We start from the raw sequence: 20,183 nt of genomic DNA, 5'->3' as shown, positions 1-20,183 counted from the left end.
GCGGGTGAGGGTAGCGGGCGAGGGCGCGGCTCACCAGCGCTCGTGGTGGACGAGTTCCTCGAGCGGGAGGCGCTTGCGGGCGACGGCCGGGGGCGGGCCGGAGCGCTCGGGGTCGAGGTAGCCGAAGCCGATGACGCGGTTGATGAAAACCCCGGCGGGGATGCCGAGGAGGCCACGCAGCGCTTCTTCGGGCAGGTGCGCGGGGCAGGAGCCGATGCCGTCGTTCCAGGCCGCGAGCATCATGTTCTGGGCGCAGCGGCCGGCATCGAAGGGGTGTTCGCGGACCTGGGTGATGACGATGACGGCCGCGGCATCGGCGAGCCAGCGGGCCATCGGGCTGAGGTCGGCGAGGGCCTGCTTGCCTTCGGGGGACTGGACGACGATGAAGCGGTTCGGTTCGGAGTTTTTCGAGGACGGGGTCATCCGGCCGGCCTGGAGGATGCGGCGGAGGGATTCGGCCGGGATGGGCTGGGGCAGGAAGGCGCGGCGGTCGCGCTTGGAGATGGTTCCGCGGTAGAGGTCCATGGGCGGGATTGTACGCGAGCACCCGGAGGCGCTGGTTGACGGACGGGCGCGGGGCGGCAAGACTCTCGGAGCCCCTCATGCTGGCACCGGTGTGCCCGGGGGAGTTCGAGCGCGGGGAAGGAGCCATGGCGGAGACACCCCTCGGGGAGCTGATCGACCTGCGGGCGCTGGAGCGGTTCGTCAACGAGCACGTGCCGGGGGAGCCGGGCCCGATTTCCGTGGAGAAGCACGTCGCCGGCTTTTCGAACGAAACGTTTTATGTCACGCGCGGCCCAGAGCAGTGGGTGATGCGGCGGCCGCCGCGGGGGCCGCTGCTGCCGACGGCGCACGACGTCATCCGGGAGTACCGGTACATCGCGGCGCTGTACGGGAAGGCGCGGGTGCCGCGGCCGGTGGCGGTGTGCGAGGACGCCTCAGTGATCGGGGCGCCGTTCTACCTGATGGAGCGGCTGGACGGGACGGTGATCCGGTCGGAGGTGCCGGCGGCGTACGACACGCCGGAGGGGCGGCGGCGGGTGGCGGAGGAGCTGGTCGACGCGCTGGTGGAGCTGCACGCGGTGGACTGGCAGGCGGCGGGCCTGACCGGAAAGGGGGAGACGTACCTGCCGCGGCAGGTGGAGCGGTGGGCGAAACAGTGGGAGCTGACGCGGCCGCGGACGCGGGAGCTGCCGGGGCTCGACGAGGCGACGGACTGGCTGCGCGCGCGCATCCCGGCCGAGGCGGACGTGGCGGTGGTGCACGGGGACTACAAGCTGGACAACGTGATCTTCGCGCACGGGGAGCCGCGGCTGCTGGGCATCCTCGACTGGGAGATGGCGACGATCGGGGACCCGCTGGCAGACCTCGGCTGGCTGCTTTCTACGTGGGGCGACCAGGGCGACCCGCCGGGGACGCGGCAGCTGAACAACCGCTCGACGCTGACCGAGCTGGAGGGCTTCCCGACGCGGGAGGAGATGGCGGCGCGGTACGAGGCGAAGAGCGGGCGTTCGATGAAGCACTTCGGGTTCTACAGCGTGCTGGCGGTGTACAAGATGGCGGTCATCCTCGAAGGGCTGTACATGCATTACCTCGAGAAGACGGCCTCGAACCCGGGCGCTGCCGAGTTCGAATGGTACGTGCCGGTCCTGATCGACCGGATGCATCGATTGATGGGGGAATCGAACTGAATGGCTGAGAAGCGACTGTCACTTTCCGTCCCGCTCGACGGCGTGGGCCTGCGGGAGCACCCGGAGATTTGCCAGGAGGCGGAACGGCTGGGCTACACGGACGCGTGGTCGTACGAGGTGGACGCGATCGACGCGTTCACGCCGCTGGCGGTGATCGGGCTGCACACGAACCTGCGGCTGGGCACGGCGATCGCGAACGTGTACACCCGCGGGCCGGCGACGCTGGCGGAGACGGCCGCCGGGGTGGCGGAGGTCGCGCCGGGGCGGTTCAACCTGGGCATCGGCTCGGGTTCGCAGCCGATCGTGGAGCTGTGGAACAGCGGGAAGTTCCGGAAGCCGGCGACGCGGGTCCGGGAGATGACGCTGTTCCTGCGGCGGGCGTTCGCCGGTGAGCGCGTGGTGTTCGAGGGCGAGACGTTCCGGGTGGACGGCTTCCGGATGAGCAAGCCGCCGAGCCAGCCGATCCCGATCCACGTGGCGGCGCTGCGGGAGGGGATGCTGCGGGTCGCGGGGGAGGTCGGCGACGGCGCGATCATCAACTGGCTCTCGGCGGAGGACGTGAAGAAGAGCGTCGGCGTGGTCCGGGAGGCGGCGAAGGCGGCCGGGCGGAACCCGGACGAAGTGGAGATCACGGCGCGGCTGATGGTGTGCATCGACCCGCTCACGCCGGAGGTGGGGCAGCTGCAGCGCCGGCACCTGAACGCCTACCTCAACGTGCCGGTGTACAAGGAGTTCCACCGCTGGCTGGGGCGCGAGCCGCTCCTTTCGGCGATGTGGAGCGCGTGGGAGAGCGGCGACCGAAAGGGCGCGCTGGCGGCAGTGCCGGATGTGGTGGTGCAGGACCTGTTCGTGGCCGGGACGGCCGAAGAGCGGAACGCCCACGTGAAGCGGTACCTGGAGGCAGGCGTCGATACCGCGTTCCTGCAGTTCATCTCGTTCGACCCGGACCCGGCGGTGCGGCGGGAGCGGGTGCTGCAGGCGATGCGGGAGATGTCGCCGAAGGCGGCCGGGCTCTAGGAAGCCGGCGGCCAGCGGTCAGACGTTGAAGAGGATGTGCAGGACGTCGCCGTCCTGCACGACGTACTGCTTCCCCTCGGTGCGGAGGAGGCCGCGCTTCTTCGCCTCCGCTTCGCTGCCGGCGGCGAGGAGGTCGTCGCAGCGGATGACCTCGGCGCGGATGAAGCCGCGCTGGAGGTCGGAGTGGATTTTGCCGGCGGCTTCGGGGGCGGTGGCGCCGGCGGGGATCGTCCATGCGCGGCACTCGTCGGGGCCGGCGGTGAGGAAGGAGATAAGGCCGAGGAGGCGGTAGCTCGCCCGGATGGCGCTGGCCATGCCACTTTCGCTGACGCCGGCAGCGGCGCGGAACTCGGCGGCCTCTTCTTCGGAGAGTTCGTTGAGGTCCATTTCGAACTTGCCGGCCATGACGGCGACGTCGCGGCCGGGGCCGGCGTACTTCGCGCGGTAGGCGGCTTCGAGCTCTTCGCGGCGGGGGAGGTCTTCTTCGCCGATGTTGATGAGGAGGAGGATCGGCTTGGCGGTGAGGAACTGGGTGCCTTCGAGGAGCTGGCGGTCCTCGTCGGAGAGCTCCTGGGCGCGGATGGGGGTATCGGCTTCGAGGCCGGCCTTGAGCCGCTCGAGGAGGGCTTTGAGGCGAAGGGGCCGCTCGCGCTCGCCGGCCTTCATGGAGCGGATTTCGGTTTCTAAGCGCTGGAGGCGGCGCTCGATGATGGCGAGGTCGGCGAAGGCGAGCTCGAGGTCCATGACCTGGATGTCGCGGTCGGGGTCGACGGAGCCCTCGGGGTGGGGGACGGCGTCGTCGCGGAAGGCGCGGACGACGTGGATGAGGGCGTCCATACGGGCGAGGTCGTTGATGAATTTGCCGGCGGGGCCTTCGCCCTTGCCGAAGGATTCGCCTGCAGCGGGGAAATCGACGTACTGGATGGTGGCGTAGGTGACCTTTTTCGGCTTGAAGAGGCGGGCGAGCGCATCGACGCGGTCATCGGGGACGTTGACGACGCCGATGTTGGGCTGGCTGGAGGAGGAGTAGGCGCCGACCTGTGCGGAGCCGCGGGTGACGGCGTTGAAGATGGTGGTCTTGCCCGAGCGGGCGAGTCCGATGATGCCGAGCTGCATGGGATTAGCGTGGGGCGGGATCGGCCAAGGGGGAAGGGGCGGGCGGCGCGGGGAGGCCGAGGGCTTCGAGGGCCTCGCGGAGGCGGTGGAGCCATTCGAGGCGTTCGCGGTGCCAGCGGGAGGCGAGGCCGCTGGAGCTGGGGATGACCCACGGGATGGTGGCGCCGATGCGCTCCGGCTGTTCGCCGTACGGCCGGCCTGCGAGCTCGCGCGGGGAGAGGCCGAGGGCGTGGCGGGCGAAGTGCTGGTAGATGCCGCGGCCGCTGAAGCAGGCGATGGCGGGCTGGAATTCGCGCAGCTCGCGGTGGAGGCGGAGGGCGCCGGCCCGGATTTCTTCGGCGGTGAGGTGCTCGGCGCGGACGGTGGGCCGGCAGCAGAGGTCGGTGAAGCCGATGCCGGCTTCGGCCGGGAGGCGGCGGTCGTCTTCGGGAGTCACCGGGCGGCCGGCGATGCCTGACTGGCTGAGGTGGACCCAGAAGCGGTTGCCGGGGCGGGCGTAGTAGTGGCCGGCCTCGGCGGAGAAGATGGCGGGGTTGTAGCCGATGAAGACGATGCGTAGGCCGGGCTGGAGGAGATGGTCGAGCGAGCCGGGGTAGTCGCAGGGGACGATGGTCATTCGAGGGCGAAGCGGACGCGCGGGTTGGCGAGGTGGAGGGCTTCGAGGCGGAGCGGGCGGGTGTCGGATTCCGGGCGCTCGACGACGAAGCGGAGTTCGACGGTCGACGTCTTCCCGAGGGGCGGGGCGAAGCCGGGTTCGCCGTCGGTGGCGGCGCTGGCGGCGGGGAGCCAGTTTTCGATGCCGGCGACTTCGAGGGTCCAGTCGGCAAGGGTGGCGTCCCATGTCTTGTTGTTCGTGATGCGGAGGCGGATGGCGACGTCGCTGCGCTGCATGCCGGGAGAGGCGTCGCCGAGAGGTTCAGAGGCGATGCCGACGGCTTCGACGGCGATGATGCGGCCATCGCCTTCGAAGGTTTCGCCTGCGGCGACCTTCTTTTCGCCGTAGATGCTCCGGAGGATGGGCGGGAGCGCGTAGAGGCCGACCATGATGCCGACGAGGATGCCGATGACGGCGCCTGCGGCGATGCAGCCGGCGCGCCCCTGCTTGTCGGGCGAAGGCTGCTCGAGGATGACGCGGCGGCCGGGTTCCGATGCTGACACCTGCGACAACCGTACGGCGGGCGGCGGGGTGCGTTCAACGGCGGTGCGCGCGGGTTGGAGCGCCGGTAGAATGCCGGGCCGTGACGGAGCCGCTGAGCCGGGAAGAGATCCTCGCGCAGGCGTATGCGCTGGGGCTGGACCAGCCGGGCGGGACGCTGGCGACGACGCACGCGGAGGACGGGACGCCGTACGTGACGTTCGTGCTCTTCCACCTGCGGCCGAACGGGGAGGTGCTGTTCGGGAGCGGGACGCGGCCGCAGCACACCCGGAACATCCGGGCGACGCCAGAGGTCTCGTTCCTCATCGACAACCGTGAGGTGATCCGGTCGGACTGGACGGCGTTCAACCGGGCGGTGATCGAGGGGCGGGCGGAAGAGGTGGCGAAGGATTCGGCCGAGTACACGCCGCTGCTGCAGGAGCTGGAGACGAAGAACAAGATGGCGGCGGTGTTCACGGACCGGGGGATCCTGTTCCGGATTCGGCCGCGGCGGCTGATCCTGATGCGGGGATTCGAGGCGGTGCGGCACATCGTGGATTTCGGGGCCGAGGACGCGGGCTGAGCCGGGCGGGCTAGAATCGGGGCGTGGACTACCAGGACGCGATCGACTACCTGCTCTCGCTGAGCGACATGGAGCGGGGCTACCAGGCTTCGCCGAACCCGACGATGAGCCTCGCTTCGGTGCGCTCGCTGCTCTCGCGGCTGAACGACCCGCACCTCGGGCGGCCAACGGTGCACATCACGGGGTCGAAGGGCAAGGGAACGACCTCAGCGATGATCGCGGGCATCCTGCGGGAGGCGGGGTTTGCGACGGCGCTCTACACGAGCCCGCACCTGCATTCGTTCACGGAGCGGATTGCGATCGGCGGCGAACCGGTGAGCCCGGAGGAGTTCGCTGCCGGGATGGCGGCGATCCTGCCGGCAGTGGAGGCGGAGCGGGAGAGCGTGCACGGGAACGTCTCGACGTTCGGGGTGCTGACGGCGCTCTTTTTCTGGCTGGTGCGGGCGCAGGTGCCGCGGGTGGAGTGGCAGGTGGTGGAGGTGGGGCTCGGCGGAACGTTCGACGCGACGAACGTGTTCGAGGCGACGGACGTGGCGGTCATCACCCCGATTTCGCTCGAGCACACGCAGATCCTCGGGAAGACGACGGTGGAGATCGCGCGGGACAAGTCGGGGATCATCAAGGGGGGGACGACGGCGGTGGTGGCGAAGCAGCGGGACCCGGCGGTGCTGGAGGTCATCCGGGCGCGGTGCGAGGAGGTCGGGGCCTCGCTGATCGACGTGGGCGCCTCGTATGCGGTGGAGGTGACGGAGAAGCACCCGTGGGGCCAGCGGCTGGAGGTGCGGCGGCCATCGGGCGTGGTCATCGCGCTGCGGACGCCGATGCTGGGGCGGCACCAGGCGGAGAATGCCATGACCGCGGTGGCGGCGGCGGATGCGATCCGGGCGCGGGGGTTCGCGCTTTCGGACCATGCGATTGCGGAGGGGCTGGCGCGCGTGCGGGTGCCGGGCCGGCTGGAGGTGATGGGGCAGAAGCCGCTGGTCGTGGCGGACGGTGCGCACAACGGCGAGAGCGCGGCGGCGCTGGCGGCGGCGCTGCGGGAGTACTTCACGTGGAAGCGGTGCTTCCTCGTCATCGGGGTGACGAGGGACAAGGACCTGCGGGCGATGGGGTTCGAGCTGGCGCGGCTGGCGGAGCTGATCGTGTGCGTCGGCTTCCGGAACCCGCGGTCGATGGACCCGTACGAGATGATCCAGCAGATCGGGTTCCTCGGGCCGGCGGCGGTCGCGGAGGAAACGGTGGCGGCGGGGATCGAGACAGCGTTGGCGCACGCGAGCGCGGACGACCTCGTGTGCATCACGGGGTCGCTGTACGTGGTGGCGGAGGCGCGTGAGGCGGTGCTTGGGGAGAGCGTGGTGCGGGGGTGAGCTGCCTGCGCGCTGCGGAGGGCTGGCGGGCCATCCAGCCAGCGGGCGGCGGCGTATGGAAAGGTGACGGGCCCGTACCCATTGATCAAAGCGGCGTCTATCGGCAGGATAGGCACGCCCCTGTTGATTGGCTGTTCAACGCGGGCCCCGAAATTTCTGGAGGGGTACAGGCATCCCATGAGCTCCTACTGGGACAACTACTGGCGCCGGCGCAAGCTGAGCCGGCGCGGCGTCCTCGCCGGCGGGTCGGCGGCGACGCTCGGCATCGCAGCGATGACGCTGGCGGGCTGCGGCGGCGGCGACGATGACGACGACAGCGGCGGCAACGGCGGGACGCAGCTGACGCCGGTCGCGCCGACGCAGGACACGAGCGAGAAGCCGGTCGCGGGTGGGACGTACCGGCTGATGGGCGGGCCGATCGGCTCGGTCATCGACATCCACCGGACGAACACGCCGTGGGAGTCGTCGTTCCTGTGGCACTGGTGCGGCAACTTCCTGATGCGCTTCCAGAAGACGGCGCCCTTCCTGCCGGAGCCGGACCTCGCGGCCGCCCAGCCGGAGGTCACGGACGGCGGCACGACGCTGATCTTCAAGCTGCGGCCGGAGGCGAAGTGGCAGAACAAGCCGCCGGCGAACGGGCGCCAGGTGACGGCCGAGGACGTGAAGGCGAGCTTCGACCGGATCAAGGCGCTCGGGGCGAAGTCGCCGCGGTCCGGGAACTACGCGATCGTCGATTCGATCGAGGCGATCGACGCCACGACGGTTCGCTTCAAGCTGAAGGCGCCGAAGGCGGACCTGCTGAACGCGATGTCGGACCAGTACGACCTGGTCATCCCGAAGGAGATCGCGGCGCGGGGCGATGACGCTATCACCAAGCCGGAGGACGTCGTCGGTTCGGGGCCGTACGAGATTGCGGCGTTCGAAGCCGGGCAGCGGATCGCGGTGAAGAAGCGGCCGGACGGCTACTGGAAGCCGAACACGGCGTGGCTCGATGGCGCGGAGGTGGTGAACCAGACGGACAACCAGGCGCTGGTGAACGCCATCCGGGCGAACCAGGTCGATGCCGTCGGCCTGCCTGCAGACCTGGCGCGGCAGTTCGAGAACGACCGGAACTTCTACATCACCCGGGCGCCAAACCCGACCCGCGAGTGCCTGCTCATCAACCACACGAAGGACCGCTACAAGGACGTGCGCGTGCGGCAGGCGCTCTGGCGCGCGGTCGACCGGAAGCAGGTGTACGACAACGTCTATGCTGGTGGCGGTATCGCGGGCGGTGCGATGACGCCGGCCGCTGCTGCGTGGCTGCTCCCGGATGCCGAGCTGGCAAAGCTGCCGGGCTTCGGCAAGCGGGAGGACGAGATCAAGGAAGCGAAGGCGCTGCTGGCGGCGGCCGGCTACCCGGACGGGTTAGAAGAGACGATCATGACCGCGACGGCGTTCGACGTGAACAAGGTCACGGACGTGCTCGTTTCCAACCTGCGCGAGGTCGGCATCCGGCTGACGATCGACAACGTCGGCACGGACTTCGCGACGATGCTGCGGCGGCAGATTGCGGGCGACTACAACCTCGCCGGCACGCTGTTCCTCTCCGGGCCGTACCCGGATGCGCAGCTGCTCATCTACCACCACAGCGACCCGGCGAAGGGTTCGCGGAACTACGGGAAGTTCGCGGACCCGGAGATCGACAAGCTGCTCGACCAGCAGTCGGCGGAGTTCGACTACGAGAAGCGGAAGGCGATCGTGTTCGACATCCAGCGGCGGCTGGCGCAGAACCCGGGTCCAGTGTGGATCGGCTCGCGCATCGGCTTCTCGGTCATCAGCCAGCGGGTGCGGAACGTGGTAGCGACGCCGTTCCTCGCGGGCTACGACGACGCCGAGGACGTGTGGATCAAGGCCTAATCCGCCGGGTCCGGTTCTGGTAGGATTCGGGGCCCCGGGGAGCACCTCCCCGGGGCCTTCTTGGGGGTTTCGACGATGCAACAGATCATCGTTCGGCGGCTCCTGCTTTCGATCCCGACGCTGCTCATCGTGTCGTTCCTGATTTTCGGGATTCTGCGGCTGGATCCGGACGCGGCGGTGGCGGCACGGCTGGGCGAGGGGTACACGCCGGAGGCGGCGGAGCAGCTCAAGGAGGAGCTCGGGCTGAACAGTCCCATCGCCACGGAGTACGTGAAGTGGCTGGGGAACCTGCTCCGGGGCGACTGGGGCACTTCGATGTACAGCTACCGGCCGGTACTCGAGGAGATCGGGCCGAAGATCGGCGTGACGCTGGAGCTGGCACTGGTGGCGGTGGTGTTCGCGGTCATCATCGGCATCCCGATCGGGGTCATCTCGGCGATGCGGCAGGATACGTGGCTCGACTACCTGCTGCGGGGCTTTTCGATCCTCGGGCTTTCGGTGCCGGGGTTCGTGATCGCCACGTTCGTGCTGGCGTTCCTCGCGATCCAGTTCAAGTGGATTCCGCCGACGCAGTATGCGGCGCCGTGGGAGGACCCGCTGAAGAACTTCCAGCAGTTCGCGCTCGCGGGGCTGATCCTGTCGCTTTCGACGGCGGCGTCGGTGATGCGGTATGCGCGGACGATGATGCTGGACGTCCTCCGGCAGGACTACATCCGGACGGCGTGGGCGAAGGGCCTGCGGGAGCGGGTGATCATCATGCGGCACGCGCTGAAGAACGTGCTGCTGCCGGTGGTAACGGTCATCGGCCTGACGATGGCGACGCTGGTCGGCGGGACGGTGATTTTCGAGACGCTGTTCACGCTGAACGGGGTGGGCCGGCTGCTCATCCGGGGCGTGTACGAGCGGGACTACCCGCTGGTGCAGGGGATCACGCTGCTGTTCGCCATCGCGGTGGTGGTCATCAACCTGGTGGTGGACATTTCGTATTCGCTGCTCGATCCGCGGGCGAGGGGGTGAGGTGACGCATGGCTGACGCTGCTGCGCAGGTGACGATTGCCGAGCCGCTGAGCCGGCCGGCGCCGAACGCCTTCGGCCGGACGGTCGGATTTTTCCGGACGCTGATGCGGACGAAGCCGCTCGGCTTCATTTCGCTGCTGATCATCATCGCGCTGGGCATCCTCGCGATTGCGCCGGGGGTGTTCGCGACGCACGAGCCGGCGGATACGCGCGCGGGGGTGCGGCTGCAGAAGTACTGCCTCGGGCCGCAGGATACGTTCCTCTGCCCGACGGTGGTGGAGAAGTCGGCGACGTTCGGGGACCGGACGGTGCCGGGGAAGCTTTCGAACCCGTTCGGGACGGACCAGCTGGGCCGCGACAACTACAGCCGAATCGTGTACGGAGCGCGGAACGCGTTCTACGTGGGCGTCGGCGCCGTGATCATCTCGTCGGCGCTGGCGCTCCTGATCGGTGTGACCTCGGGGTATTTCGGGGGCAAGTACGACGCGGTGGTCCAGCGGTTCGTCGACGCGGTGATGGCGCTGCCGGTGCTGGTGGTGCTGCTGGCGGCGACGACGATGCTGGGCGGGGCGAGCTTCGGGAAGCTGATCGTGCTGCTCGGGCTGCTGGGCGGCTTTTCGGGCTCGCGGGTGATCCGGTCGGCGGTCATCTCGGTGCGGTCCGCGCAGTTCCTCGATGCGGCGCGGGTGCTGGGGGCGACGGACGCGCGGATCATGGTGCGGCACGTCATCCCGAACATCTTCGGGCCGCTGATGGTGCAGGCGACGATCGGCATCGGCGGCATCATCCTCGCGGAGGCGGCGTTGAGCTTCCTCGGCTTCGGGGTGGTGAACCCGGACCAGCCGACGTGGGGGCAGATGCTGCAGATTTCGCAGCAGATCGCGAGCATCCGGCCGGACCAGCTGGTGTGGCCGGGGCTGTTCATCGCGCTGGCGGTGTTCAGCTTCAACATGCTGGGCGACGCGCTGCGCGACCTGCTGGACCCGCGGCTGCGCGGGGCGCGGGGGAGCTTCGGCTGAGCGGGCTGGACGCTTCGCGAGGGGCGTCGGAATCTCTCGGTATGCGCTTCCTCGACCGGCTGGCGGCGGGCGAGTTCGCCGTCGCGCTCGAAATCACGCCGCCGCAGCGGCACCTGCCGAAGGTGCTGCTGCGGCGGGCCCGTTTGCTGGGGGATGCGGCCGACGCGGTGAACGTCATCCAGCGGCCGGACCGGCAATCGAGCCTCGAGGCGTCGCTCGAGCTGCTGGCGGCGGGGATCGACCCGGTGTGGCACCTCGCGGCGCGCGGCGAGACGCGGGCGTCGGTCGCGGCGGCGGCGGCGCGGGCGCGGGATGGAGGCATCGCGCAGGTGCTCTGCGTGGCGGGGGACCATGCGCCGGCGGGCGAGGGGCCTTCGCTGACGGTGCGTGAGGCGATCGCGGAGGTGCGGGCAGCGCACCCGGGGATGACGATCGGCGCGACGCTGAACCAGTACGCGCGCGACCCGGCGACGGCGCGCCGGAACCTGCTGCCGAAGCTCCGGGCGGGTGCGAGCTACGTGCAGACGCAGCCGACGTTCGACGTGGGGGCGCTGGAGCGTGAATTGGCGGCCGTGCGGGCGGAGGCGCCCGGGGTGACGGCGATCGCGATGGTGATGCCGCTGCTCAGCGGGGAGGCGGGGGAGCGGATTTCGCGACGGCTGGGGCTCGAACTGCCGGGCCGGCTGCGGGACGTGCTCGCGGCGGGCGATGAACACGCAGCGTGGGGGTATTTCGAGGGGACGCTCGTACGGCTGCGGGAATCGCCGGCGTTCCAGGGCGTGGCGATCATGACGTTCGAGATGGACCCGCCGGAGGCAGTCGGGGAACGGATCGCGCGGGCGCTGGAGGCGGCGGGCGTGCGGTGAGCGTGGACGTGCTCCGGCTGCGCGTCGCAACCTGGAACATCCGGAACGTGGCCGACCGGTGGGCGGAGCGGAAGCCGCTGCTCGCTGCGGCGTTTCGGGAGCTGGCGCCCGACCTGTGCGGGCTGCAGGAGGTTTCGCTGGCGGGCGAGCGGCAGGACGACCTGCTGGCCGGGGCGCTTGGCGGCCATCCGCGGACGCTCGCGGCGGAGAGTCCGCGGTTCCCCGGGTTCGGGACGGCGATCATCGTCGCCCGGGGCGAGGTGCTCGCGCACGAGGTGCTGGACCTCGGGCGCGGGCGGACGGTGCAGCGCGTGCTCATCGCGCTGCCGGGGGGCCTGACGGTGTGGTTCGCGACCACGCACCTGCACCACCGGCCGGGGGAGGACGGGGTGCGGCGGGCGCAGCCGGAGCTGCTTGCCGCGTGGATGGATGCGGCGCCGCGAGCCGACGCCGAGGCGGTCGCGGGGGATTTCAACGCGCGGCCGGGTGAGCCGGCGTATGCCGTGATGGAAGGCGCTGGTTACCGGTCGGCCTATCGGGAGGCGAATGGCGCGGAGCCGGCAGCGACCTGGCCATCCGGCATCATCGCCCCGGGGATGGATACGGAGGGCGAGCCGGGCTGCCTGGACTACGTGTGGGTCCGTGGGAGCCTTGCGGTCGAGCGGGCGTGGCTGGCAGGGACCGCGGCGGCGGCGCACGACCCGGGGCTGTACCCGAGCGACCATGTCGCGGTGGCGGCCGACGTGCGGGTGGGGTGAGGGCGCGCGATGGGCGCGCCGATGATGGTGGCATGGAACCGTGCGCCTGCTGCGAGGTGCGGCCGGCCGGCTGGGCCATTTCGGCGCGGCCGCAGCGGCGGTACCGGGGCTGGCGGCCGGTCGGCCCTACAGAGCGCGTCCGGGTGTGCGGCTGGTGTGCGCGGTGGCTGGCGCAGCTGGCGGCTGACGCGCGGAGCGGCGAGGGGCGGCTCTTCGGGCAGCCGGGAGCGAACGGCCGGCACCTGGTGTTCGACGACCAGTGCGCGGTGTGCTGCGAATCGCCGGCGGAGCGGGCCGAGCGGGTGGCGTGGGAGCGCGAAGAGCAGGCGGCCGGCGAGCTGTTCCTGTGCGTGCCGTGCGCGCGGTGGCTGCTGGGGCTTGCGACTTCGGGGCGGACGCTGCAGGGGTCGCGGGGGCGGCACCTCGACGGCGGCTACGGGGCCTGGCCGCACCCGCGGCTGCGTGGGATGCGCACGTGGCGCCGCGTGCGGGACCGGGGCGTCGCCGAGGTGATCGCTGCCGCGGCGGCAGCGATGGGGCTACTCGAAGCGGCCTCGCCCGAGGAGGCGGACGCGGTGCTCGCCGAGGCGGGCGCCGGCGCTGCGGATCTGTGCCGGGAGCTCGGACCGGCGGCAGGACGAGTGATCGTGCTGGCGGGGCCCGGCGCGCAGGTCGAGACGGCGCGGGCGCTGGAGGCGGGGGCGCTGGGCTGGGCGACGGTGCCGGCGACGCCGCAGCAGCTGACGGCGGCGCTGGCGCGGCTGGCGCGCGGCGAAGGACCCGGGGGCTGGGACCCGGCCACGTGCCTGCCGCTGCTCGAACCGGGGCGCGTCGGCCGGCCGTGGCTTTGGGTCGAGGTGCCGGGAGCCGGGGAGGCGTGGGGCACGGCGTGGCTGGTGCGGCGGTTCTCGCGCGGGTACGACGCGGTGGGGGCCGTCGATGGCGGCGTCGGCGTGGTGCCGCTCGTGCCGCCGGGGGCGGTCGGGCGGGTGGCGGAGCGGCTGCGGCAGGCGGTCCCCGGGGTGCAGGTGGAGGTTCGCGGAGCAGAGGAGCCGCCGTGGCGGCGGTTCGAGGCTGCGGGGTGAGCAGCGGGCGGCATCAGGGAGTGCCCTGAGCGCGGCGCTGCGAGGTTTGTGGCATGCTGCGGGGCATGTACACGGTCCGGGTGACGCCCGAAGGGCGCCTGTGCGCGGAGGTCAGCGGCCGGCTTTCGACGGAGGAAGCGCTGCGGCTGATTTCGCAGGGGTTCGCGCTGGCCGAAGCGGGCGCGATCACGGATCTCCTCGTCGACGTGCGCGGGGTGGAACGGGGGCCCGGGCAGTGGCTGGTGCTGGGAGCGCTGCTGGCGAGCCGGATGGCGGAACCGATGCGGCTGGCGGTGGTGGCGGGGACAGCGCAGGAGCCCGCGGCGCGCCGGATTCTGCGGTATTCGGGCCTGCGGAACCGGGCTGCGGTGGTGATGGACGAGGCGGCGGCCGGGCGCTGGTTCGCCGAGCGGTTCCGCGAGACAGCGCGCGAGGGAAACCGGGCGCGCCGGCGGGCGGCAATCGAACGGGAGCGCGCCGGGGAGACGGCGGCGGAGGAGTTCAGGCCGAAGGCGGGATGACGACGGCCTCGCCCTCGACGACGGTCTTGCCGTCCTGGTTCGTCACGGTGGTCCGGAACTTCACCCACTTGCGCGGTTCGAGCTTTTCGATGGCTTCGACACGAGCCGTGAGGGTATCGCCGAAGAAGACGGGCGCGCGGAAGTTCAGCGACTGGCTGACGTAGATGGTGCCCGGGCCGGGCAGCTGCATCGCGAGGACGGTGGAGATGAAGGAGCCGGTGAGCATGCCGTGGGCGATGCGCTGCTTGAACATGCCCTGGGCGGCGGCGACGGCATCGACGTGGGCCGGGTTGAGGTCGCCGGTGATGCCGGCGAAGAGGTAGACGTCGGATTCGGAGATGGTCTTGGTGAAGGCGGCGGAATCGCCGAGCTGGATGTCGTCGTAGGTGGCCATGGGGGAAGGATGGGGCCGGCCCGCGTTGCGGGGAAGGGGTCAGGGGATGGGGAGGAAGAGCTGGTATTTGCCGGCGACCGGGGTGCCGCCCGCGAGCGGCGCATCGATGACGAGGGTGACGGGGCCGGTCGATTCGCCGACGGTGTTGCGGACGGCGGCGACGAGCGTGACGTTGCGGCCCTGGCCCGAGCCGAGGACCAGTTCGGAGCGGCTGCCGAGGGTGGCGACGGCGCTGAAGGTCTGGCCGGCGGCGGCGACGACGGCGGTGCGCAGGTTGACCTGGCCGAAGAGCTTCGAGCCGTTGGCGACCCAGAGGTCGACGAGGACGACATGGGTCATGCCGGCGGTTTCCTGCTTGCGGAGGGCGGAGGCGAGCTGGAGGGATTCGCTGCCGCCGGCGGCGACGAGGATGCAGGTGAAGTAGTCGATGGGGTAGACGGCAGCGCGGGTCGCCCGGATGGAGATGCCGCTGATGGCCTGTTCGACGGAGAGGGCGACGGCGGTTTCGCGGAGGGTGCCGCACTGGGTGGGCTGGTCGAGGAGGTCCGGGTCGACGGTCGGCGACGCGGGCGGCGTGGAGCGGGCGCCGGCGACGGCGGTTTCCGGCGCGACGTCGGCGGCCGCTGTCGACGGCGGTTCGGGGGTGGGGCTCGGCGGCGGGGTCGCCGGCGCGGCGGTGGGCGACTGGCGGACGGCTTCGACGCGGACGTCGCTCCCGGCGCTCGTGTGGTGGGGGCCGGGCTGGACGACGACGGCGAGGAGGAGCGCGCCGACGACGACGGCCGCCGGGAGGAGGTAGCCGGGGCGCAGGAAGCGGCCCAGGTAGGCGTTGGGGTCGAACGCGGGGGCAGGTCGATTGCGCGGTTCCACCGATGCCACGGTATGGCGGAAGGCCCGGGGGCCGGGATCCGGAAATCCCTTATTCCGCGGGCGGCGTATTTGGATTTGGAGGGAACGCCGCTCCAGGGGTGGTGGCGGGGCAGGCCGCGCGGGCCTCGGCGCGGCCGGTGCACCCGTCCACGGCTGCGCGGGCGGTCCCGGGGGAGCGAACCCCGGGGCTGCCCGCGCGGTGTTCCGGGGACGGTCGCTGACTGGCCAATCGTTCAGTGTTGATCAACTGTTGCGCGGGACTACACTTGCGCGGTGGTGTTCTTTCGGCCGGAGCGGCCGGGCTACGGCGATGACCCCTACCCGGAGCTGGCGCGGCTGCGCGCGGCGGAGCCGGTGCACTGGAGCGCGAACCTCGGCGCGTGGGTGGTGACGGGGTACGACGCGTGCGAGCAGGCGCTGCTGGACGCGGAGCGGTTCGGGGCGGACCCGGCGCTGGAGGCGGGGCCGGCGGGCGAACGGGTGGCGGCGCACCGGCGGGCGATGCCGTTCGGCGAGGCGCCGGTGCTGGGGCACGCGGACGGCGCGGAACACGCGCGGCTGCGGGGCGCGGTGAGCCGGGCGTTCGGCGCGCGGGCGATCGCGGGGCGGGAAACGGACATCCGCGGGCTGATCGGGGAGCTGGCGGGGCGGGGCAGCGCGAGGGCCCCATTCGAGCTGATGGGCGGACTCGCGCGGCCGCTCGCGGCGATGACGGCGCTGCGGCATTTCGGCATCGACCCGGCGCGGTGGGAGGGGTTCCACGGCGCGGCGCTGGCGGTGATGCGCGCGCGGGTCGACGGGCTGGATGACCCGGCGGCGGCCCCGGCGGCTGCGGCGGCCGGGAGCTTCATCCTCGAAGCGCTGGCAGACGCGGCGGAGGACGGGGAGGAGGGCACGGTGGCGGCGGAGCTGGCCGGCGCGATCGACCGGGGCGAGGTGAGCGCGGCCGAGGCGGTCATGCTGCTGGTCCACATCGGGCTGGCAGGCAACGGGCCGACGGCGATGGCCCTCGGGACGGCGGCGTGGGCGCTGGCGCACCACCCGCCGGAGCTGGCGCGGCTCCTCGACGGCGAGGTGACGGCGGGGGAGGTGCTCGAAGAGGCGCTGCGGTGGGACAGCCCGGCGCATTCGGTGCCGCGGTTCGCGCGGGAGGATGCGGAGCTGGGCGGGCGGCGCATCCGGCGGGGGCAGCGCCTGCTGGTGATGGTGGCGGCGGCGAACCGCGACCCGGCCCGGTTCGAGGAGCCGGACCGGTTCCTGCCCGGGCGCGGCGGGCCGCGGCACCTCAGCTTCGGGGTCGGGCCGCACTACTGCCTCGGGGCGCCGCTCGCGCGGGCGGAGCTGGCGATCGCGCTGGAGGAGCTGGCGCGGCGGTTCGGCGCGTTCCGGGTCGCGGAGGGGCGCCGAGGGGGCACGCTGCAGGTGCGGGGGTTCGAGCGGCTGGTCATCGTCCCGGGGGAGCGGAACGAGCTGGAGGGATAGGGCCGGACCCTGGAGATCACCGTTCAGATTGGGCCGATGCGGCGGGCGCCCTGGAGGCCGACCCGCCCGAGGAGCGCAAGGGCCGGTTCGCCGAACACGGGAAGGGGGGCGTCCCAGACCTCGCTGAGCGGGGCGAGGACGAAGGCGCGCTCGGCGATGCGGGGGTGGGGAATGGTGAGGTCCGGCGTATCGAGGCGGAGGCCGTCGTAGAAGAGGATGTCGAGGTCGATGGGGCGGGGCCCCCAGCGGCGGGCGGGACGGCGGCCGAGCGCCCGCTCGATCTTCTTGAGGGCTGCGAGGAGGGCCAGCGGTTCGAGGCTCGTCTCGGCGGCGGCAGCAGCGTTGAGGAAGGGCGGCTGGTCGGCGGGGACGGGGGGCGTCTCCCAGGCGAAGGACGCGCGGGTGACGGTCACGCCGGCCTCTTCGAGCGCGGCGAGGGCGGCACGAAGGTTCGCGCGGCGGTCGCCGAGGTTCGAGCCGAGGGCGAGGAGGATGGTGCTCATGCCGGGGGATGGTAGCGCCAGTTCGCGCGGACGACGGCGTCGGCGACGCGGACGACGCGGGCCATGGCGGCGACGTCGTGGACGCGGACGATATCGGCGCCGCCGGCGACGGCGAGGGCGACGGTGGCGGCGGTGCCTTCGAGGCGCTGGTCGACCGGGGCATCGAGGATGTAGCCGATGGTGGACTTGCGGGAGGTGCCGACGAGGAGCGGGAGGCCGAAGCGCCAGAGCTCGGGGAGGCGGCGGAGCATCTCGAGGTTCTGCTCCGGGGTCCAGCCGAAGCCGAAGCCGGGGTCGAGGATGATGCGGTCGGCGGGGATGCCGGCTGCGGCGGCCGTCTCGAGGGTGGCTTCGAAGCCGGCGGCGATGTCGCCCGCGACATCGCGGAAGGCGCGCCCGCGCTGGTTGTGCATGGCGATCAGGTGGCAGCCGGCGCGGGCGACGACGCGGGCCATCTCCGGGTCGCGGCGGAGGCCCCAGATGTCGTTGACGGCATCGGCGCCGGCGTCGAGGGCGGCAGCGGCGACGGACGGGTGGTAGGTGTCGACGGAGATGGGGAGCGTGGTGGCTTCGCGGACGGCGCGGAGGGAGGGGAGGAGGCGGCGGAGCTCCTCGGCGGGGTCGAGTTCTTCCGCGCCGGGGCGGGAGGATTCGGCGCCGATATCGAGGAGGTCGGCACCCTCGGCTTCGAAGCGGCGGGCGAGAGCGGCTGCGGCGCCGGGGTCGGGGTCGGCGCCGAGGCCGTCGCCGCTGAACGAATCGGGCGTGACGTTGATGATGCCCATGACGAAGGTGCGTTCGCCCCAGCGGAATTCGCGGCCGCGGATGACGGCGGCCGGGGCGCGGTAGACGCGGGGCGGGGGCCAGGGCAGGCCGGGGTGCTGGCTCATCCGGGGAGGAGTTCGAATTCCTGCTCGACGGGCTGGCCGTCCTGGATGTACCAGACGCGGACTTCGGGGTTGGCGCGGTCGGCGACGCCGATGACGAAGTGGACGAACGGCGGGCCGAAGAAGGGGCCCATCATCCGGATGTCGGTCGGGCTGGGGACGGCTGGGGAGCCGGTGTGGGAGTGGTAGAAGCCGGCGAGTTCGGCGCCGGCGGCGTCGATGGCCTCTTCGTGGCGGCGGGTTTCGAGCGGGTCGATGCTGAAGCGGTAGGGGCTCTGCTCGGCGTTGCGGGCGCGGCGGATTTCGGTGACGACGCCGTCGCGGGCGGCGATGAGGCCGCACGCTTCGATGGGGGCGTCTTCGAGGGCGTGGGCGACCATCTGGTCGAGCTGCGCCCGGGTGAGGCGGATGGCGATGGCCACGGCGTCTCCGTCGGTGGTGGGTGTGGCTCCATTGTAGGGAGGGTTCGCCGGAGAAGCGCGGAAGGGGCGCCGTGCTGGCGGCGCCCCTTCCAGCCAGGGAGGGTGGGCGGCTCAGACTGCCGGGGTCAGGCGTTCTGCTCGCACCAGAGGGTGAAGACGCCCTTCTCGGTGTCGGGGACGGCCTGGCGGTTGGTCGAGAGGCTGACGCGGAGGTCGGGCGACGGTTCGGTGACGGGGACGGCGACGGACTTGAGGAGGTCGGCGACCTTGAAGTTCTCGTCTTCGACGACGAGGACGGTGACGAGGCCGAAGAAGCCGGCCGCGCTCTCCGCGTGGCTGAGGACGTGGCAGTGGAAGGCCCAGAGGCCGGGCTCGAAGGCTTCGATGATGGTGTCGAAGCGGTTGCCGGGGGGCACGTCGATGGTGTCGCACTTCCACGGGTTGGCGAGCTTGTAGCCGTCGATGGCGACGACTTCCATGGCGAGGCCGTGGAGGTGCATGGGGTGGTACATCATGCCCTCGTTCATCCAGCGGACGAGGACGCGCTCGCCTTTGCGGGCGACGAGGGCATCGGTGGCCGGGAAGCCCTTGCCATTGATGGTGTAGCCGAGGAGGGAGTCGTTGAGGATGAGGGTGTATTCGCGGTCGTACGGGACGAAGTCCTTCGGGTCCGCGGGGTCGACGATGAAGGCGCCGAGGAGGCCGCGGTTGACCTGGTCGGCGGAGTCGTGGTGGGAGTGGTACATGTGGGAGCCGGCGTTCTTGAGGGTGAATTCATAGGTGAACGTCTGGCCGGGCTCGATGGGGTCCTGGGTGAGGAAGGGGACGCCGTCCATGGTGTAGGGGAGGTGGATGCCGTGCCAGTGAACGGCGGTGCTTTCGGTGAGGTTGTTCTTGACGTTGACGCGGACGCGGTCGCCCACCTTGCCGCGGAGGATGGGGCCGGGAATCATGCCGTTGTAGCCGCGGGCCTTTTCGACCTGGCCGGGCGCGACTTCCCAGTCGACCTCGTCGATGGTGAGGTCCCAGACTTTGACGCCGTTTTCGATGCGTGGCTCGAGGGGGATGTTGCCGCGGCCCTTCGTGATGGGGGCCTTCTGGTTGCGGAGGAAGTCGACGATGCCCTGCTTGTGGTCGGCGTCGATTTTCCGCCAGCGCTCCTGGCTGGCGGGGGCTCCGCCGGAGGCGGGGGTGGGTCCGGGCTTGACGTTGCCGGCGCCGACGCCGGCGGGCTCGGCCTTGCTGCCGGTGGGGTCTTCGTAGCAGGCGCTGGCGATAGCGCCCGCGGCGACCGGGATGGCGGCGCCGACGATGCCGGCCTTGCGGAGGAAGCGGCGGCGGTCGAGCCGGGCAGCGGTCTGGGCCAGGTGGTCGATGTGGACCGAGGGATCCGTCATGGGGCGGTGCCTCCGTGCGACGATTCGCAGGGGTATCGTCGGCGAAGGCGTGAAATACCGAGACGGCCGGGAGGTCCGAAAAGGGCGGGCCGGTGGATCGTTCGTGAAAGAATTCTCAAGAGAGCAGATGGGGCCGAAGAAGTGGGCGGAAGGG

Annotated in this window: 22 protein-coding genes; 12 read left to right on the top strand and 10 right to left on the bottom strand. The window is 71.4% G+C overall.

Annotation, left to right across the window (positions count from 1 at the left end; all coding sequences use genetic code 11):
- Window positions 1-30: 30 nt before the first annotated feature.
- Complete coding sequence (locus N2041_RS07425) at window positions 31-525, bottom strand: nitroreductase family protein (RefSeq protein WP_297677355.1); 495 nt, start codon at window positions 523-525, stop codon at window positions 31-33.
- 125 nt (window positions 526-650) lie between these two features.
- Here N2041_RS07425 and N2041_RS07420 point away from each other — a divergent pair, with 125 nt between their 5' ends.
- Together N2041_RS07420 and N2041_RS07415 are read left to right on the top strand one after the other, a co-directional pair.
- Entirely contained in the window at window positions 651-1,691 is a 1,041-nt protein-coding gene (locus tag N2041_RS07420; RefSeq protein WP_297677353.1) for a phosphotransferase family protein, read from the top strand.
- Window positions 1,692-2,708: an LLM class F420-dependent oxidoreductase gene (locus tag N2041_RS07415; RefSeq protein ID WP_297677351.1), complete on the top strand. Its 1,017-nt coding sequence runs from the start codon at window positions 1,692-1,694 to the stop codon at window positions 2,706-2,708.
- An 18-nt stretch (window positions 2,709-2,726) separates the two neighbouring features.
- On the opposite strand, the gene ychF is transcribed toward N2041_RS07415, so the two are convergent.
- The 3 genes from ychF to N2041_RS07400 are packed head-to-tail and all read right to left on the bottom strand — an operon-like array spanning window position 2,727 to window position 4,982.
- Complete coding sequence (gene ychF / locus N2041_RS07410; RefSeq protein ID WP_297677349.1) at window positions 2,727-3,824, bottom strand: redox-regulated ATPase YchF; 1,098 nt, start codon at window positions 3,822-3,824, stop codon at window positions 2,727-2,729.
- A gap of 4 nt (window positions 3,825-3,828) precedes the next feature.
- Window positions 3,829-4,440: a mismatch-specific DNA-glycosylase gene (locus N2041_RS07405; RefSeq protein WP_297677347.1), complete on the bottom strand. Its 612-nt coding sequence runs from the start codon at window positions 4,438-4,440 to the stop codon at window positions 3,829-3,831.
- Window positions 4,437-4,982 carry a hypothetical protein gene (locus N2041_RS07400; RefSeq protein ID WP_297677345.1) on the bottom strand — a complete coding sequence of 182 codons (546 nt, stop codon included), beginning with the start codon at window positions 4,980-4,982 and terminating at the stop codon, window positions 4,437-4,439. The genes N2041_RS07405 and N2041_RS07400 overlap by 4 nt, the downstream gene beginning before the upstream one ends.
- 80 nt (window positions 4,983-5,062) lie before the next feature.
- Between N2041_RS07400 and N2041_RS07395 the strand changes: the two genes are divergently transcribed.
- The 9 genes from N2041_RS07395 to N2041_RS07355 all read left to right on the top strand — a co-directional run bounded on the left by N2041_RS07395 (window position 5,063) and on the right by N2041_RS07355 (window position 14,074).
- Complete coding sequence (locus N2041_RS07395) at window positions 5,063-5,542, top strand: pyridoxamine 5'-phosphate oxidase family protein (protein WP_297677343.1); 480 nt, start codon at window positions 5,063-5,065, stop codon at window positions 5,540-5,542.
- 23 nt (window positions 5,543-5,565) lie between these two features.
- On the top strand, window positions 5,566-6,909 hold the full coding sequence (locus tag N2041_RS07390) for a Mur ligase family protein (RefSeq protein ID WP_297677341.1): 1,344 nt from the start codon (window positions 5,566-5,568) through the stop codon (window positions 6,907-6,909).
- A gap of 177 nt (window positions 6,910-7,086) precedes the next feature.
- Entirely contained in the window at window positions 7,087-8,808 is a 1,722-nt protein-coding gene (locus N2041_RS07385) for an ABC transporter substrate-binding protein (RefSeq protein ID WP_297677339.1), read from the top strand.
- A gap of 75 nt (window positions 8,809-8,883) precedes the next feature.
- Entirely contained in the window at window positions 8,884-9,825 is a 942-nt protein-coding gene (locus N2041_RS07380; protein ID WP_297677337.1) for an ABC transporter permease, read from the top strand.
- Between the two features lie 8 nt (window positions 9,826-9,833).
- The gene (locus tag N2041_RS07375) at window positions 9,834-10,844 is read left to right on the top strand and encodes an ABC transporter permease (RefSeq protein WP_297677335.1); all 1,011 of its coding nucleotides are present in this window, start codon (window positions 9,834-9,836) and stop codon (window positions 10,842-10,844) included.
- 41 nt (window positions 10,845-10,885) lie between these two features.
- On the top strand, window positions 10,886-11,710 hold the full coding sequence (locus tag N2041_RS07370) for a methylenetetrahydrofolate reductase (RefSeq protein ID WP_297677333.1): 825 nt from the start codon (window positions 10,886-10,888) through the stop codon (window positions 11,708-11,710).
- On the top strand, window positions 11,707-12,468 hold the full coding sequence (locus N2041_RS07365) for an endonuclease/exonuclease/phosphatase family protein (RefSeq protein ID WP_297677331.1): 762 nt from the start codon (window positions 11,707-11,709) through the stop codon (window positions 12,466-12,468). The genes N2041_RS07370 and N2041_RS07365 overlap by 4 nt, the downstream gene beginning before the upstream one ends.
- 32 nt (window positions 12,469-12,500) lie before the next feature.
- Complete coding sequence (locus N2041_RS07360; RefSeq protein ID WP_297677329.1) at window positions 12,501-13,553, top strand: hypothetical protein; 1,053 nt, start codon at window positions 12,501-12,503, stop codon at window positions 13,551-13,553.
- A 53-nt stretch (window positions 13,554-13,606) separates the two neighbouring features.
- Window positions 13,607-14,074, top strand: coding sequence for a hypothetical protein (locus N2041_RS07355; RefSeq protein WP_297677327.1), 468 nt, complete (start codon window positions 13,607-13,609; stop codon window positions 14,072-14,074).
- Here N2041_RS07355 and N2041_RS07350 read toward each other — a convergent pair.
- Together N2041_RS07350 and N2041_RS07345 are read right to left on the bottom strand one after the other, a co-directional pair.
- The gene (locus tag N2041_RS07350) at window positions 14,055-14,468 is read right to left on the bottom strand and encodes a MaoC family dehydratase (protein ID WP_297677326.1); all 414 of its coding nucleotides are present in this window, start codon (window positions 14,466-14,468) and stop codon (window positions 14,055-14,057) included. The genes N2041_RS07355 and N2041_RS07350 overlap by 20 nt on opposite strands.
- A 39-nt stretch (window positions 14,469-14,507) precedes the next feature.
- Window positions 14,508-15,338 carry a hypothetical protein gene (locus N2041_RS07345; protein WP_297677324.1) on the bottom strand — a complete coding sequence of 277 codons (831 nt, stop codon included), beginning with the start codon at window positions 15,336-15,338 and terminating at the stop codon, window positions 14,508-14,510.
- 273 nt (window positions 15,339-15,611) lie between these two features.
- Here N2041_RS07345 and N2041_RS07340 point away from each other — a divergent pair, with 273 nt between their 5' ends.
- The gene (locus N2041_RS07340; protein WP_297677322.1) at window positions 15,612-16,820 is read left to right on the top strand and encodes a cytochrome P450; all 1,209 of its coding nucleotides are present in this window, start codon (window positions 15,612-15,614) and stop codon (window positions 16,818-16,820) included.
- 23 nt (window positions 16,821-16,843) lie between these two features.
- Here N2041_RS07340 and folK read toward each other — a convergent pair whose 3' ends face one another.
- From folK to N2041_RS07320, 4 genes are all read right to left on the bottom strand, one after another.
- Window positions 16,844-17,323, bottom strand: a complete 480-nt coding sequence (folK, locus tag N2041_RS07335) for a 2-amino-4-hydroxy-6-hydroxymethyldihydropteridine diphosphokinase (RefSeq protein ID WP_297677321.1) — start codon at window positions 17,321-17,323, stop codon at window positions 16,844-16,846.
- Window positions 17,320-18,213, bottom strand: a complete 894-nt coding sequence (gene folP, locus N2041_RS07330; RefSeq protein WP_297677319.1) for a dihydropteroate synthase — start codon at window positions 18,211-18,213, stop codon at window positions 17,320-17,322. The genes folK and folP overlap by 4 nt, the downstream gene beginning before the upstream one ends.
- Window positions 18,210-18,632: a M67 family metallopeptidase gene (locus N2041_RS07325; protein WP_297677317.1), complete on the bottom strand. Its 423-nt coding sequence runs from the start codon at window positions 18,630-18,632 to the stop codon at window positions 18,210-18,212. The genes folP and N2041_RS07325 overlap by 4 nt, the downstream gene beginning before the upstream one ends.
- 125 nt (window positions 18,633-18,757) lie before the next feature.
- Complete coding sequence (locus tag N2041_RS07320; protein ID WP_297677315.1) at window positions 18,758-20,029, bottom strand: multicopper oxidase domain-containing protein; 1,272 nt, start codon at window positions 20,027-20,029, stop codon at window positions 18,758-18,760.
- Between the last annotated feature and the right edge of the window lie 154 nt (window positions 20,030-20,183).

The organism is Tepidiforma sp., from assembly GCF_026419595.1.
GTDB lineage: Bacteria > Chloroflexota > Dehalococcoidia > Tepidiformales > Tepidiformaceae > Tepidiforma.
This window is presented reverse-complemented; position numbering and strand designations above follow the sequence as displayed.